A 13,255-nucleotide genomic window follows, 5' to 3' on the forward strand; every position below is an offset into this window, starting at 1 on the left:
CCTAACGACATCATCGAAATGCCGGTGTGCTGAGAGCCGTGCTATTCGTGTCGGCCTATCTGCCAGTGACCCCATCGGGATATCGGTTCCCGGATGAATACCAACACGCGCACCGCACGTCCAACAGTGGTATAACCACGGCCAGCGGTTATCATGTACTCGATTAAACACATTCAAATGGTGCGCAATCATGACGTGCCTATTGCAGTATCGACAGTGCGTTGGGATGGGGTAGGGGTCATTGACCCGTTGTACTGCTTTAGGATTGGGGTTCCATGGGGTGTACATGCAATCTCCCGTTCATCAAAACGATGGCTTTTATGCCGCCACGCTCACGGATTTGTCATGGGTATGCAGCCCATCCCAGTTCTTTTTCATCGGCAATTCATTTGCCAGATAATGCTGGTAAATTTTTTGCGCGCCTTTTTGTAGCAGAACAGGTTGAAATTTAATGAAAGCCTCTTCACCGTGCAGATTGAACTCATTTTGCTTTTCTGTCAGGTAGCGATCACGTGCGTAGGATGTTGCCCGCCAGCGTAAATTTTTACCTGATTTGCTTTCGTTGTAGAGCCAGTTATGCAGATGGAGAAAATGGTTTACTTTTTGAACATTCACTCCGTTAAGCATTTTACAGAACTGCGTGGCGGTCATGCCCTCTTTGAACAGGTTTTCCATGCTTTCCACCTTGTGCTCAAGTACGGCTTTCTGTTCTGCCAAGTCAGCCGCCAAACGAAGTGCTTCGGGTAAAGATTGGGGGATCTGGGGCTGAGACAGTTTATTTTCCAGTGCCTGCCAGCGGTCAACCAAGCGGGCGGTAAACTCAGGGGATAATTGAGCCACGACAACGATACTGTCGCGCTTACCTTGTTCGCCTGAGAAAACAAAACTCTGGGTTTTCTGTTTTAAACCTAACCCATTGATATTTTCAGAAATCACCATTGGTGGAAGCTGGATAACTCCCTGTTTTGCTAATCTCTCGATAGCTCGTTTTACACTGTCATGACGAGAATCGACAAGATCAGCAATTTCTTGTGAGGTCATTTGTAGTTCGGTAGTAATCAAATTTTGCATGTAAAAAAACCTCGTTAATAAAAACGATAATGGAAGCCTTGCACGTTACACAGGGCTGAGGCTACGCCGATGTCCTGCCGCCAGAGAAACTGACAACATTGATCATGGTGGTATCCTAAGTTGGGGGGAGTTGTTTTGGTTAAATCACGTAGATAGCATGGTTGGGGTATTGCTTGCCGATTGGCGCGAATGGCACGTCATCATCAAAATCCATTGGAGGTGCTGATTGTGGCTGTTGTGGTTTCCCCCATCCCTGAGATTGTTGTTGCTGTCTTGGGTGCTGCTGTTGTGACTGCTGGCTTTCCTGTCTGGCTCCTAGCATCTGCATCGTTCCACCGATATTTACCACCACCTCAGTGGAATAGCGATCCTGTCCTTGTTGGTCTTGCCACTTACGTGTTTGTAGCTGCCCTTCAATATAAACCTGACTGCCTTTTTTCAGATATTCACCGGCGACTTCTGCCAATTTGCCGAATATGACTACGCGATGCCATTCGGTTTTCTCTCTCATCTCGCCTGACAGTTTATCGCGCCACGTTTCCGATGTGGCTAGGGTGATATTGGCGACTGCACCGCCATTAGGCAGATAGCGAACTTCCGGGTCTTGCCCCAAATTACCCACTAAAATAACTTTGTTTATGCCGCGACTAGCCATGATTAACACCTCCTTTTATTAATTCCGGTACATACTGCTTAATAAACTGAACCAAACCAGTAGCAGACTCCATGACATCACTATGAATATCTGGATAACGATAAAAGGTGACAGGCATAAATTCCTTTATCTTATAAAGCCCCGGCTCTCTTGCGGGCTGATACTTATGGAACAGGTTATAAGTAAAGCGATTCATGCCGAACCAATCCAGATAGCATCGCCATTGCATAGAGTCTGTGTAACTCTCTGGATTTAACTGAGCGGTGAGCTTATGGTCGTAAATTGTTGCACTGTCCATTGCATCAACCACGCCAACAAAGGTCACGGGTTCACCCTCAACAACAGACAACATCTTTAGTTTTCGCTCTCTGATATCAGGCAAAGCCAGTTCACCCTCCATTTCAGTGAAATCAAACATGAACCGCCCTGATTCGATGGTTGTTAATTCACCCTGAGTGGCATTTTCGAGAACACTATGAAAAGCTGAGCCTGCTTCCATCGCCTCAGTGGGGGCGGTTCTTTTTAGTAGGTAATCAATCAGCTCGTTGACTTCCGTATCTGGGTTGGCTGACCATCTGCGATAAGCCTCGATATTGGTCGCTGATAATCTGATCATGCTGCCACCTTGATGTATTTCCCACTTTCTTTTCTGAACTCGAATCCTTTGTGGGTGGCAATTTCATTAAGAATGCGCTTATGCTCTATTGGTGCATCTTTAAAGTGTTCTACCGCATCGGCAAAATCTTTTTCTGTCTCCAGTAGCTCCATGTCAGCGCGGATAAGTGCAAGCGCCTCTTGCGCTTGTCTGGCTTCTTCTGACTGTTTATTTAACTCGTCCTTAGTCGCTTGGATAATCTCCGCAAAATAATCAGGGCTGGTACTGAAATGAGGAACTTCCTGTACGGGTAGTTGGGCGGGGTTTTTACCAAAACCAGATGCACTGGGGTTAAAATCCAGCATTCTCTTTGTATTGTTGCCGGTTCCTTCAATGCGGATGCGTCCCATCACATCAGCGACTTTATAAATTTCACCTTTAGAGCCACCTTGAATATCCAGCCGTTCCACCAAGTCTTCACCGACTTGCTTCTCCTCCATGTGAGCGATCAGAATAATGTCTTTACCAAAGGATTTAAGCAGATTCAACCAGCCTGAAAATCCAGCTTTCAATGCGCCGAATCCCTGCAAAGATAGCTGACCGCCATACCCTTTAAATTTAGGGTTCTTGCGGATCAGCTCTGCTGCGAGACAATCTAATGCGCGTCCTGCGGTATCAACGACTATCGTTTGATAGGGAGCTAAGTCTGATTCGGCAATTTGTTCAACCTCTCCCCATCCGCTAACCTGAACTGTGTCTTTACGGAACTGTGAGCGGTGAGCGCCTTTATCGAAGTCCAGAAGAAGTGGAGAGGCCGCAGTAAATGCCATTGATGTTTTGCCGAGTCCGGGCGGGGCGTAAATACAGGTAATTAAATTTTTTACCTCAATAGGTTGGGTTGACTTAATGATTTTCAATGCCATTTTTGTATCCTCTTTTAACCTTACGTAAGCAAAGGGTGTACAATAGATTGTTGATGTCTTCATCAACCTCATCACCCATATCGAACATCTCACCAAACAATTCATTCATCCGTGGCGAGAAAATAGAGCGTGTTCCCTCTGGGAGTTTGTTGTATAGCCGCAATGCGGCATTTTCTTGTTGTTCCTCTACCGCCTCCTGATAGGCTGCCTCTTCCATTCTGCGCTCATATTACTCATCCTGAGCGCCATAGGGGTTGTAGTCGAAATGTCTCATGCTGCCTCCCGATGTAATTGCCGGGTCAGTTCCACTGCAATTTTACGCCCCATTCCTGATTTGATAATGGACTCAACCAAACTCACCTCATCACAGTTAGTTACGAGGTGAGAAATTATTTCGCTATGGTCTGGATCGGAACGTTTGGCGAACTCCGAGAATGTCATATCAATTTGCAGATCTGCGGGGTCTGTGAATATTACCTGAGTGCGTCCATGCAGCGTCCTACTGGTTGTTTCCGCGTAGGTATAACTGAGAGTGATTGACATTGTTACCTCCTAAACCGGAATAAATACGATTACTGATACAATGAATAACGCGATACAGCGCCTCCATGCGCGCCTGTTCCTGACTGCTTGCGGTGTTGTTGGCACAACCGCCATCGCGTCGTGGATGTTGTTACGCACGTAAAAATCCCTCGCTAGTGAAAACGATTATGATTTCTGTGGTTGGTTTATTTCTGGGTCAGACTAATGAAGGCGCGGGGTATTCAGGTAATAAAAAGCCCCGCATTGGCGAGGCTGTTATTTAACTCACCACAGCCCACTCGGAAATGGGCTGGAGTTAGTTTATTAATTATAATGAATTTCAACTCGACAAAATGGGTATGATGTTAATTTGTTTTCAACAATATATTTTTCCGCTTCTTCCAGTGTATAGAAGAAATGGGAGACTTCGATATTCTCGGTTTGTTCGCCTTCGTACTCTTCCCATTTCCCAGCTAATACACAAAATTCTTTGTTCATATCATCCCCTCGCAGTAACCCCGCCTGACTGACGACGGCGGGACTTGGTTTTGGTTGAATAGAGTGCGACTTCACTCATGCAGCAAGATCCGCCGTTGTTGTCGTCCTTGATATCTTTCTTCAATCCAACCATCAGTTGCGTCAGTACGTCAATTTCGTCTACTGGTTTGATGATTGAGTCGATAATTTCTTCCACTGAGCGGCTTTGAAGTTTTTGTGTTCCCTGTTGTTTCTTTGCCAAGAAGCTTGCTCTACGCTCATAACGACGAGCTGCGTAGTCACTCCGTATAACGGTTACTGTTGTCATATCGCCTCCGTAAATAAGTTTTGGTGGTGTAGTCATACCTTATTCCACTACACCCCAAAACCTACTCAGTGGGGTTGATTCAAGAATGCCTGAATCTGTTCCGGTAATGTTAAAGAGCAAACTTCCTTTTACTTTTGGCTCCCTGCCGTTGATGTATTCATTTAAAACTATAGTTGTTTTGATGTCAACAACTATAGTTGTATTTAATTGGTGGCGTCAGTTGTTTTTTTATCTATTAAGTTGTTTTTTAAATGATTTTATTTTTAAAAAATATTTAAATCACTTGTGTTTGAAGGGAGAGATAGCAGAAGGGGGTTAAAAATAAGAAAGCCCCTTTCGGGGCTGTGTAATGTTAGTGAGGCTAAGACTAGCTGTAATATTTGTATTTTATTGACTGACTAATCAGCACCTTACCTTGAATAAAGAGGCCTTGGGTCGCTTCTTCGTCTAAATACCATGTTTCATATTTAGGGTTATCAGATAGGATTGCCAGTCTCTTATATTGCAGTTGTAATCGTTTGATATATACCTGATTTTCCAATATAAATATATAGATACCATCACCATCAAAATAATTCTTTGTGATATCAACAAAGATTTGATCTCGTGGCTCAAATGTTCCAGACATTGAGTCTCCGTTAACGGTAATCATCTTCATAGAATCAGCGGATCTGCCACCGAATAATGATCTCGCCTCATCTGCGGTGTATTCAATAGAGCGAATTGTTTCGATGAATTCGGAATTTACCATAATCCCCACCCCCGCACTGGCCTGAATATCTAGCAACTTTACTGTATAGGTGGGTGTTGATGTTTCACTAGCAAATTGTTTTATCGATTCATTATTTTGTGACAATTGATTTATATCGCCATCACCAGTGGATAACCAATCTGGACTGACGTTCAGTATTTTGGCTATTTCTATCAGCTTGGTTGAAGTCTGAGATAAGCCCGCCTCAATTTTTTGTATGGCAGCTTGAGAGATGCCAACAGCATTCCCTAGGTTTTTTTGAGACATGCCAGCCATTGTTCTAGCCAACTTCAATCGTTCAGAAAGTGAATTAGTCGTTTTCATAACGTAAACATACAACTGTAGTTGTGAATTTTCAAATGAATATAGTTGTTGTAAAAATACAACTATGGTTTTATTATTGGTTGTGTATGACAACGGAGGTTTTCATGAATGAGCAAATTAAAACCGCTATCAAAATAGTTGGTTCACAAAAAGCACTTGGCTTGGCGTGCGGTACGACACAGCAAGCCGTCTATAAATGGTTGCATGGTAAATCTAGGGTATCTCCTGAATATGTACCCAGAATCGTTGCTGCTACGGGTGGAAAAATCCAAGCGTACGAAATTAGACCTGATTTACCTCATCTATTTGAACACGGAAATTAGCTATACCGCTCTTTAACATTACCGGAACTGCTCTAGGCATTCTTGGAGCAACTCACCATCATCTATCTCAAGATAGTTGATACACATCGTTTATTTATTAAACAAACATTAACCAAATTTAACTTTAGGACATTTTACGAATGAAACACGCAAGTTACCGCAAATTATTCAGAGACAAGGAAAGTGAATTGCTTAACAAGATCGCGCTGACAGGTTCACGGAACGTAGCAAGAATAATTGATTTTCATGAATCACAAATCACGCGCTGGCAGCGTCCGCAAAAACTGGATGACATTAGCTTCATTGCGAAAATGGCTCGCGTTTTGGTTGCCATTGAATATGACGCGCCAGACACGAACGTAGTGATAAATCGGGAGGATGCGAAGGCATTAATAGAAGCACTTGAGTATATCCGATACCCAAAAAGAAAAACCCCAGTTGCGTCAACAACTGAGGTCTCTGAAATGCAACTTGAGATATCGATTTAACGACGGAGAGGAAGTATGCAAGTCCCTCTCAACAACACATTTAACAGAGGTAATTATGGCTAAAAAACGTCAAAAAATCAATAAATATGAAGAAAAAAAGGTACATCCGGACAGCCCCGATGGGCTTCTGGTTGTCGCTATAAATAACAGGGCATTTGGCAATCGTTTTGTCGAAGAGTTTAAAAAATTACAAAAAAAAGGTAATCAAAAGTGAATATCAGAGAGTTATTAGATCGGCCGATTGCCTTTCACAGACCCTTTGTCACCATTACTAAGAGCGTCACTGCCGCCCTGATGTTATCTCAGGCTGTTTATTGGGCTAAGCGTGGTAAAACTCATTCAGACGGTGACGAGTGGTTTTATAAAACACAGGCCGAATGGGAAGAGGAAACGGGGCTTTCCAGAACAGAGCAAGAGACCGCCAGAAAGAAACTTCGTCAGCTTGGGATTTTGAAAGAAAAGAAAGCAGGCCTTCCAGCAAAAATATTTTTCTCTGTGGATTTTGATGTTTTGTATCAAATACTTGAAGACGCAACCAAGGATGCAGGAATCCTGCAACCAAGGGAGCAGGAATCCTGCGAACAGGATTGCGGGAAACCTGCCAACAGTACAGCAGGAAACCCGCAACCTAATACAGAGACTACAACAGAGACTACAACAGAGATTAACACCCAGCCTGCGGCTGCAAAATCACGCTATGCATTCGAAGGTGAAGTAATCCGACTCAACCACAAGGATTTTAATCAGTGGCAGGCGTTGTTTGGTGACATTGATTTGGTGCAGGAATTAAACCGGTTCGACATCGAACTGAGTAAAGACGGGACGAAAAACTGGTTTTCTAAGGTCAGTGCAAAACTGAATTACCAGAACGAAATGGCACGTAAACGCAAACAACAACATCCGCAGACACACCAGACACAAATCACCATTGCACAAAACGGCCTTGTATTCCTCTGAGGTCAATCATGAAATCCATTATCAAATCATTGCTAATCAGTGGATACAGCTACGGCTTGTTAAGCGCCGGATTTGTTCGGTATTGCTTCAAGAAATTAAATTTAAAGGAGGCATGATGACTATCACTGAATTGTCTGATCGCCTGTGGTCTGACGTTGAAAGAGCGGTAAAGTACTTATTGCCGAACGGCAAGCGAGAGAGTCATGAATGGGTTGCCGGATCAGTGGATGGCGAGTCAGGAAAGAGCCTGAAAGTGAATCTGGCAGGGAAAAGAGTCTGGTCAGATTTTGCCGAAGGAACCGGAGGGGATTTACTGGATTTGTGGGTTCAGGTGAGAGATTGTAGCCTCCACCAAGCCATGACAGAAGCTAAGCAATTTCTGGGTATTACCGACGATGACCATAACTTCGAGGCTAAGCGTCAGAAGAAATTCAGCCGACCAAAAAATGAATCACTGAAAAAGAATATCCGCAAAACTGAAAACTGTTACACCTATCTGGAAAACCGGGGTATCAGTCGGGCAACAACCGAAGAGTACAAGGTGTGTGATGCTGTCGTCTGGTCACACGATGAGAACCGAGAATTGCCTGCTATCGCCTTTCCCTACAAACGGGACGGTGAGTTGTTGCAGGTCAAGCGGATTAGCACCGAGCGCCCCAATGGGAAAAAGGTTATTTCGGTTGAGGCGGATTGTGAGCCGAGCTTGTATGGGTGGGACGTGTTGCCGAAAGATGCCAGAGCGGTGATCCTCTGTGAGGGGGAAATCGACTGCATGAGTTATTACCAGTATGGATTAAGTGCCCTGTCTGTACCATTCGGCGGCGGGAAAGGGGCTAAGCAACAATGGATTGAGTTTGAGTATCACAATCTGGATCGCTTCACTGAAATCTGGTTATCACTGGACAATGACGATGTTGGGCAGGAAGCCGCGAAAGAAATTGCAAAACGCCTCGGTGAACACCGTTGTCGGTTAGTGAAACTACCCCACAAAGATATCAACGAGTGTTTACAGGCTGGCATGGAGTATGACGATGTTATTCGTTGCCTCGAAACAGCCGCCTATTTCGACCCCGAAGAGCTATTCAGTGCCAGAGAGTTTTATCAGGACACGGTTCAGGCATTCTACGGCAAGGAACAATATCTATTTCGCAGCCCGTGGGAAACACTGAATCACAATTTCAGTTTCCGCGAATCAGAGTTAACGATTATCAACGGCGTTAACGGTCATGGGAAAAGTGAGATATTGGGACATATGCTGTGCGAGGCAATGCGACAGAATACACGAGCTTGTGTAGCCTCATTCGAGTTAAAGCCCGGCGTATTTCTCAAGCGTTTGACTCGACAAGCCGCTTGCAATAAGCGCCCCCCCATAATTGAGCTGGAATCGGCCTTCAAGTTTTACGATGACCGGTTATGGATATTTGGGCTGACAGGAACCGCAAAAGCAGATCGGCTGCTGGATATTTTCCGCTATGCCAATCGACGCTATGGAGTAAATCTGTTCATTATCGACAGTCTGATGAAGTGCGGTATTGCTGATGATGATTACAATGGACAAAAGGATTTTCTGGATGCGCTCTGTGACTTCAAGAATAAAACCAATAGTCACGTCATTCTCGTCACCCACAGTCGCAAATCCGATAGCGAAGACAAGCCCACGGGTAAAATGGACGTCAAAGGCTCAGGTTCGATTACTGATTTGACCGATAACCTTTTCATCATCTGGCGCAACAAGCGTCGAGAACGAGCCTTGCAGAAGCTACAGGCCGGGCAATTACTCAATGATGAAGAGCAACGTCACACGGGAGAACCAGCATCAATTCTTTGCCTGGAGAAGCAACGGAACGGCGAAGGATGGGAAGGCAAGATCCCGTTATACCTTGAAGAACAGTCCCATCAATTTCTCATCATGGAAGGCGCAACACCTTACAACTATGTTGCCAACATGCCTAACTCTGACTATGACGAAGTTTGGCGTAGTGAGAATGTGACTGAATATTAACCCCACAAGAAGGACTTTTGAGATGAGATATTACAAACAATATCCCGTGACGCTAGAGCATTATTTAGATAATCCGGCGTGGGCTGTAATTGCTGGGTATGATTACACGTTCGGTGATGTCATCTGCTTTCAGGTTAATGCCTTTCTGGGAACAATAAAATATGTGTTCAGTAGAGATGGATTAGATGATTTTTTGGATTATCAAATCAGGGAGCTGCCTGAATTTATAGCAAAATTAATTGGATTCTTGTTGCTGATAGTTTTATATCCAACATCATTCTGGCTTTTCGCCATCATCCAAATGAATTACCACAAAAGCACCAGAGAAAAATATCGTAATGGTCTACCCGACGATGTGAATAATCACATTATTTATTGGCTCAGGAGATTCAAGAAATGAAAATCAAAACGAGTGAACTGACAGGCCGGGCGCTGGACTGGGCTGTATGTCTGGCAATTGGCGGAACCGTCAATGCAGATAATGTGCAGCTGCGGACATACAGGTTACGTCGCCGTTTCATCATGTGAACCAGTTGCCTATGCAGTATGGGATGAATTGGTGGAGGGGTATGACCGGAGGGCAAATGACGATGGCTAGAAATGCAATTGAACGACTGAACAATTCAGCAGGCCATAATTACCAATGGTCAGCAATGTGTCGGGTTCACATCTGTGAAAAATGCGGCACAGCAGAGCACCGCAGTGGTTGGTATTGGTGGGCGGGTTACAAATCGAAAGTTGAGCCACCGTGTTACCAGCGATGTACTGAGGGTGATCTACTGAAATGGCAAGAAGATGATGCTATTTTCGAGGGATTATAGGAGGTTAGATGAATGGCTAATCCGAAATTATGCAGTAATTGTGGAACGAATGAGCTTGTATTTATAGAGTCAAAATATTTTAAAAGAGAAAAAAAGTTTAAAAGTTTTGTCTTATGTAAATCGTGCAACAAAAGAACTACTCCCGTGCAGTGGTTAAGATGTGAAAGCGACGTTAGAGATCAAGTATTAAATAACTGGAATAATGAAAATTAAGGACTTTTATGGAATGTAATTTTCTATTCCATGAATCAACGAAACAAGCTGCGTGGCAACAACTCAAAGACGTTCTGGCCACAAACCAGCCTCACCGAATCATCATCAAACCGTGGAAAAATACCCGCTCGGCATCTCAGAACGCGACCGCTCATATGTGGTTCGGCGAGATTAGTCGTTTCCTGAAATCTAACGGCGCGAAATATTCACCGGATGAAGTTAAAGAGATGATGAAACATACATTTCTCGGCTATGAGGTTGTGGAGCGGATTGATGTCAGAACTCAGGAGCCAGAACGCGTCAGGACACTGCGCCAGACATCCAAACTGGACACAGGCGAAATGTTTCGATTCATGGAGCAGGTTGAACAATGGGCTGTGGATATCGGTTGCCTCGTGACAATACCCGAAAACTCAGAGTATATGAAACTCAAACAGGAGCAAAATCAGTGAGATATTTAATATTCATCGGATTTTGGATGGCAGCAATGCTGATGATGGGATTTATGTTGATGTAGGGGGATGCAGTGGCAAAGGCAAAACTAAACATGCTGGATGCAATGAATAAGTGGATAGAACACTCTCACAAGTTAATACAACCTCATGAACCTCACGCCGAGCAACCCAAGAAACCGCCGCTGAAATTAACCAAAAAGCAGCGAGCGGTTATCCGGGAAAAATTCGGCGGTCGGTGTGCATATTGTGGACACGAATTACCCGCGACAGGCTGGCACGCTGACCATGCAGAACCCGTGGAGAGATTATCAAAATTCGTCAGGGATGAACGGGGGTTCGGTAAATTCATTCCAACGGGTGAGATGATGCGACCAGAGAACGACACCATTGAGAATATGATGCCCGCCTGTCGTAGCTGCAATATTTATAAACACAGTACAGATATCGAAACATTCAGACGAATGATCACCAGACAATTACAAAATTCAATTAACAGAACGCAATGCCTGAGAACAGGTCAGCGGCTCGGTATATTGAAACTGGATGCTGCGCCAATTGTATTCTGGTTTGAGAAATATGGGGAAATGGAGAATGGCAAATCTACGCAAAGAAGCGCGGGGTCGAGAATGTCAGGTCAGGATACCGGGCATCTGTAACGGTAACAGCGAGACGGTGGTACTGGCTCATTACCGGATGGCTGGCATTTGTGGCATGGGGATGAAACCGCCCGATCTGTTTGGAGCATGGGCGTGTTCATGTTGTCACGATGAGATAGACCGCAGAACGAGACTGACAGACACAGACTGTGCACACATGGCTCATTTGGAAGGTGTAATCAGGACGCAATCAATATTGCTATCGGAGGGTAAGATTTGACGTGAAAGCCTATGATATATCGCCAGTCCCCAAGCCACGGATGACGCAGGCGGACAGATGGCGAAAACGAAAGCCGGTATTAAATTACTACGCATTCAAGGATGAAGTCAGACTCAACCAAATCACCATTCCCGAATCGAATTATCACATCACCTTTGTACTACCCATGCCGCCAAGCTGGAGCAAGAAAAAGCGCTCAGAAATGAACGGCAAGCCACACCAACAAAAACCCGATAAAGACAATCTTGAAAAAGCGTTGCTTGATGCCGTCTTTGATGATGACTCTCGCATCTGGGATGGTCGAGTTACGAAGATCTGGGGTGAAAAGGGGCAGATTATTATCAGGGAGCTGGAGATATGATGTTCACCGACCTATCCGCGGCAGTGGAAGAGGCGAGGTATCGATGCACGGAGACAGGAAGAGCTTTTGCAGTTGTTCAGCAACGTGCAGGACGAATGAAAGTGTTGATTGAGAGATGGGTTTTAAAAAAGAGAATGCTGATCATGTACTCAACCAGATATGACAAACGTCACACAGTATTGCCGGAGGTGAGATGAGGGGCAAGGATTCATTCCCATTGCTGGCCTATGTAGCCAACAAGAAAGACCTGCGCAGAGTATGGGGCAAAGGCTGGAAAACCATAACACCAAGCCAGCGTGTTTGGGTTAGGTATTTAATGATGATTTGGGGTCGGCAACACGGAGGGAATGAATATTTTGGGGGAGGTTGTAGTGTTATCGGTCGATTGATGATCCGTACCGAATGGACTGATGCCGAAGGTGAACGAATCGTCAAGGTAGTGAGAGATTTGAATAAGCTAGGCTACCAAGGTGAAGAACTGTTCCAGAAGGCTCATGAGATATTAAACCCCAAGCAATCATTAAGCGACATCATCGCTCTCGCCAAAGAATCAGATGATGCCGCATTCGTTGAAATGGTTCTGAATAAGACATTTAAGCGGGGTAACCCTATTCGGGATATCGCTATTAAACGATATTGCGAACGCAAATACCCGCAAAAGATCGCTCGTGAATTGTCACGGTTGACTGGTTGTGATGTTCAATGGGCTAGGAAACGTGCCACATGGTCAGAGGAATTACTGGAAGAGGAAATGTATTACGCTATCAAGCGAGAGATTAGAAAAGAAAGCCATGAAACATATCACTGAATATAAATATTTTCTAAATTAACTTGATTTTGAGAAATTTAAGTGTATATTTTGTGTTATGCTCAGGCAGTAAAACCGAAAAGCAGTTAAGCCTCACTAAATCCAGTGGGGCTTTTTCATTTCTACCCGCCGTAAATCCAACTACGAAAAGATATTTCGTAGTTCGAAATCCCGCAAGTCCGGGATGTTCAGAGGAATATTTCAAGGCTGCGCTCCGGCGTGGCCTTTTTCGTATCTGCAATCCTAACTATTTGATATTCATTCGATACCGGAATTCCGGTAACGACCTCCTATTAACTCACTCG

General features: G+C 44.5%; 24 protein-coding genes. 14 read left to right on the forward strand and 10 right to left on the reverse strand.

Going from position 1 to position 13,255, the window contains the following annotated elements:
• The 9 genes from Xets_RS10070 to Xets_RS10110 form a co-directional block, all read right to left on the reverse strand.
• Nucleotides 1–288: zinc-finger-containing protein (locus Xets_RS10070; RefSeq protein WP_222941556.1), on the reverse strand; the 288-nt coding region annotated here is incomplete at its 3' end.
• A 30-nt stretch (nt 289–318) separates the two neighbouring features.
• Nucleotides 319–1,071: a phage antirepressor KilAC domain-containing protein gene (locus Xets_RS10075; RefSeq protein ID WP_222941557.1), complete on the reverse strand. Its 753-nt coding sequence runs from the start codon at nt 1,069–1,071 to the stop codon at nt 319–321.
• A 139-nt stretch (nt 1,072–1,210) separates the two neighbouring features.
• Nucleotides 1,211–1,726, reverse strand: coding sequence for a single-stranded DNA-binding protein (locus Xets_RS10080; protein WP_187651548.1), 516 nt, complete (start codon nt 1,724–1,726; stop codon nt 1,211–1,213).
• Nucleotides 1,719–2,342: a hypothetical protein gene (locus tag Xets_RS10085; protein WP_187651549.1), complete on the reverse strand. Its 624-nt coding sequence runs from the start codon at nt 2,340–2,342 to the stop codon at nt 1,719–1,721. Before Xets_RS10085 ends, Xets_RS10080 begins: the two co-directional genes overlap by 8 nt.
• Nucleotides 2,339–3,244: an ATP-binding protein gene (locus tag Xets_RS10090; protein ID WP_187651550.1), complete on the reverse strand. Its 906-nt coding sequence runs from the start codon at nt 3,242–3,244 to the stop codon at nt 2,339–2,341. Before Xets_RS10090 ends, Xets_RS10085 begins: the two co-directional genes overlap by 4 nt.
• Nucleotides 3,225–3,461, reverse strand: a complete 237-nt coding sequence (locus Xets_RS10095) for a hypothetical protein (protein WP_187651551.1) — start codon at nt 3,459–3,461, stop codon at nt 3,225–3,227. The genes Xets_RS10090 and Xets_RS10095 overlap by 20 nt, the downstream gene beginning before the upstream one ends.
• Before the next feature lie 53 nt (nt 3,462–3,514).
• Nucleotides 3,515–3,787, reverse strand: coding sequence for a hypothetical protein (locus Xets_RS10100; protein WP_187651552.1), 273 nt, complete (start codon nt 3,785–3,787; stop codon nt 3,515–3,517).
• 303 nt (nt 3,788–4,090) lie between these two features.
• Entirely contained in the window at nt 4,091–4,264 is a 174-nt protein-coding gene (locus Xets_RS10105) for a hypothetical protein (protein WP_187651553.1), read from the reverse strand.
• A gap of 1 nt (nt 4,265) precedes the next feature.
• On the reverse strand, nt 4,266–4,607 hold the full coding sequence (locus tag Xets_RS10110; RefSeq protein ID WP_187651554.1) for a hypothetical protein: 342 nt from the start codon (nt 4,605–4,607) through the stop codon (nt 4,266–4,268).
• A 49-nt stretch (nt 4,608–4,656) separates the two neighbouring features.
• Here Xets_RS10110 and Xets_RS10115 point away from each other — a divergent pair, with 49 nt between their 5' ends.
• On the forward strand, nt 4,657–4,890 hold the full coding sequence (locus Xets_RS10115; RefSeq protein ID WP_187651555.1) for a hypothetical protein: 234 nt from the start codon (nt 4,657–4,659) through the stop codon (nt 4,888–4,890).
• A 48-nt stretch (nt 4,891–4,938) separates the two neighbouring features.
• Here Xets_RS10115 and Xets_RS10120 read toward each other — a convergent pair whose 3' ends face one another.
• Nucleotides 4,939–5,646 carry a helix-turn-helix transcriptional regulator gene (locus tag Xets_RS10120; RefSeq protein WP_187651556.1) on the reverse strand — a complete coding sequence of 236 codons (708 nt, stop codon included), beginning with the start codon at nt 5,644–5,646 and terminating at the stop codon, nt 4,939–4,941.
• Between the two features lie 104 nt (nt 5,647–5,750).
• On the opposite strand from Xets_RS10120, the gene Xets_RS10125 reads away from it, so the two are divergent.
• From Xets_RS10125 to Xets_RS10180, 13 genes are all read left to right on the forward strand, one after another.
• Entirely contained in the window at nt 5,751–5,969 is a 219-nt protein-coding gene (locus Xets_RS10125; RefSeq protein ID WP_187651557.1) for a helix-turn-helix domain-containing protein, read from the forward strand.
• A gap of 140 nt (nt 5,970–6,109) precedes the next feature.
• A complete protein-coding gene (locus Xets_RS10130; protein ID WP_187651558.1) occupies nt 6,110–6,457 on the forward strand; it encodes a CII family transcriptional regulator in 348 nt (115 codons plus the stop codon).
• Between the two features lie 55 nt (nt 6,458–6,512).
• Nucleotides 6,513–6,671: a hypothetical protein gene (locus Xets_RS10135; RefSeq protein ID WP_187651559.1), complete on the forward strand. Its 159-nt coding sequence runs from the start codon at nt 6,513–6,515 to the stop codon at nt 6,669–6,671.
• Nucleotides 6,668–7,414: a hypothetical protein gene (locus Xets_RS10140; RefSeq protein WP_187651560.1), complete on the forward strand. Its 747-nt coding sequence runs from the start codon at nt 6,668–6,670 to the stop codon at nt 7,412–7,414. The genes Xets_RS10135 and Xets_RS10140 overlap by 4 nt, the downstream gene beginning before the upstream one ends.
• Before the next feature lie 115 nt (nt 7,415–7,529).
• Nucleotides 7,530–9,416, forward strand: a complete 1,887-nt coding sequence (locus Xets_RS10145; RefSeq protein ID WP_187651602.1) for a toprim domain-containing protein — start codon at nt 7,530–7,532, stop codon at nt 9,414–9,416.
• 22 nt (nt 9,417–9,438) lie between these two features.
• Nucleotides 9,439–9,816, forward strand: a complete 378-nt coding sequence (locus Xets_RS10150) for a hypothetical protein (RefSeq protein WP_099133211.1) — start codon at nt 9,439–9,441, stop codon at nt 9,814–9,816.
• A complete protein-coding gene (locus tag Xets_RS24645; RefSeq protein WP_255430594.1) occupies nt 9,813–9,944 on the forward strand; it encodes a hypothetical protein in 132 nt (43 codons plus the stop codon). The genes Xets_RS10150 and Xets_RS24645 overlap by 4 nt, the downstream gene beginning before the upstream one ends.
• 41 nt (nt 9,945–9,985) lie before the next feature.
• On the forward strand, nt 9,986–10,237 hold the full coding sequence (locus Xets_RS10155) for a hypothetical protein (RefSeq protein ID WP_187651561.1): 252 nt from the start codon (nt 9,986–9,988) through the stop codon (nt 10,235–10,237).
• A 221-nt stretch (nt 10,238–10,458) separates the two neighbouring features.
• Entirely contained in the window at nt 10,459–10,902 is a 444-nt protein-coding gene (locus tag Xets_RS10160) for a YbcN family protein (RefSeq protein ID WP_187651562.1), read from the forward strand.
• 74 nt (nt 10,903–10,976) lie between these two features.
• The gene (locus Xets_RS10165) at nt 10,977–11,561 is read left to right on the forward strand and encodes an HNH endonuclease (RefSeq protein WP_187651563.1); all 585 of its coding nucleotides are present in this window, start codon (nt 10,977–10,979) and stop codon (nt 11,559–11,561) included.
• On the forward strand, nt 11,497–11,781 hold the full coding sequence (locus tag Xets_RS10170) for a DUF1364 domain-containing protein (RefSeq protein WP_187651564.1): 285 nt from the start codon (nt 11,497–11,499) through the stop codon (nt 11,779–11,781). Before Xets_RS10165 ends, Xets_RS10170 begins: the two co-directional genes overlap by 65 nt.
• Before the next feature lies 1 nt (nt 11,782).
• On the forward strand, nt 11,783–12,142 hold the full coding sequence (locus Xets_RS10175) for a RusA family crossover junction endodeoxyribonuclease (RefSeq protein WP_187651565.1): 360 nt from the start codon (nt 11,783–11,785) through the stop codon (nt 12,140–12,142).
• Between the two features lie 193 nt (nt 12,143–12,335).
• Nucleotides 12,336–12,950: a hypothetical protein gene (locus Xets_RS10180; protein ID WP_187651566.1), complete on the forward strand. Its 615-nt coding sequence runs from the start codon at nt 12,336–12,338 to the stop codon at nt 12,948–12,950.
• The last annotated feature ends 305 nt before the right edge of the window (nt 12,951–13,255 follow it).

This window comes from Xenorhabdus sp. TS4 (genome assembly GCF_014467265.1).
Lineage (GTDB): Bacteria > Pseudomonadota > Gammaproteobacteria > Enterobacterales > Enterobacteriaceae > Xenorhabdus > Xenorhabdus ehlersii.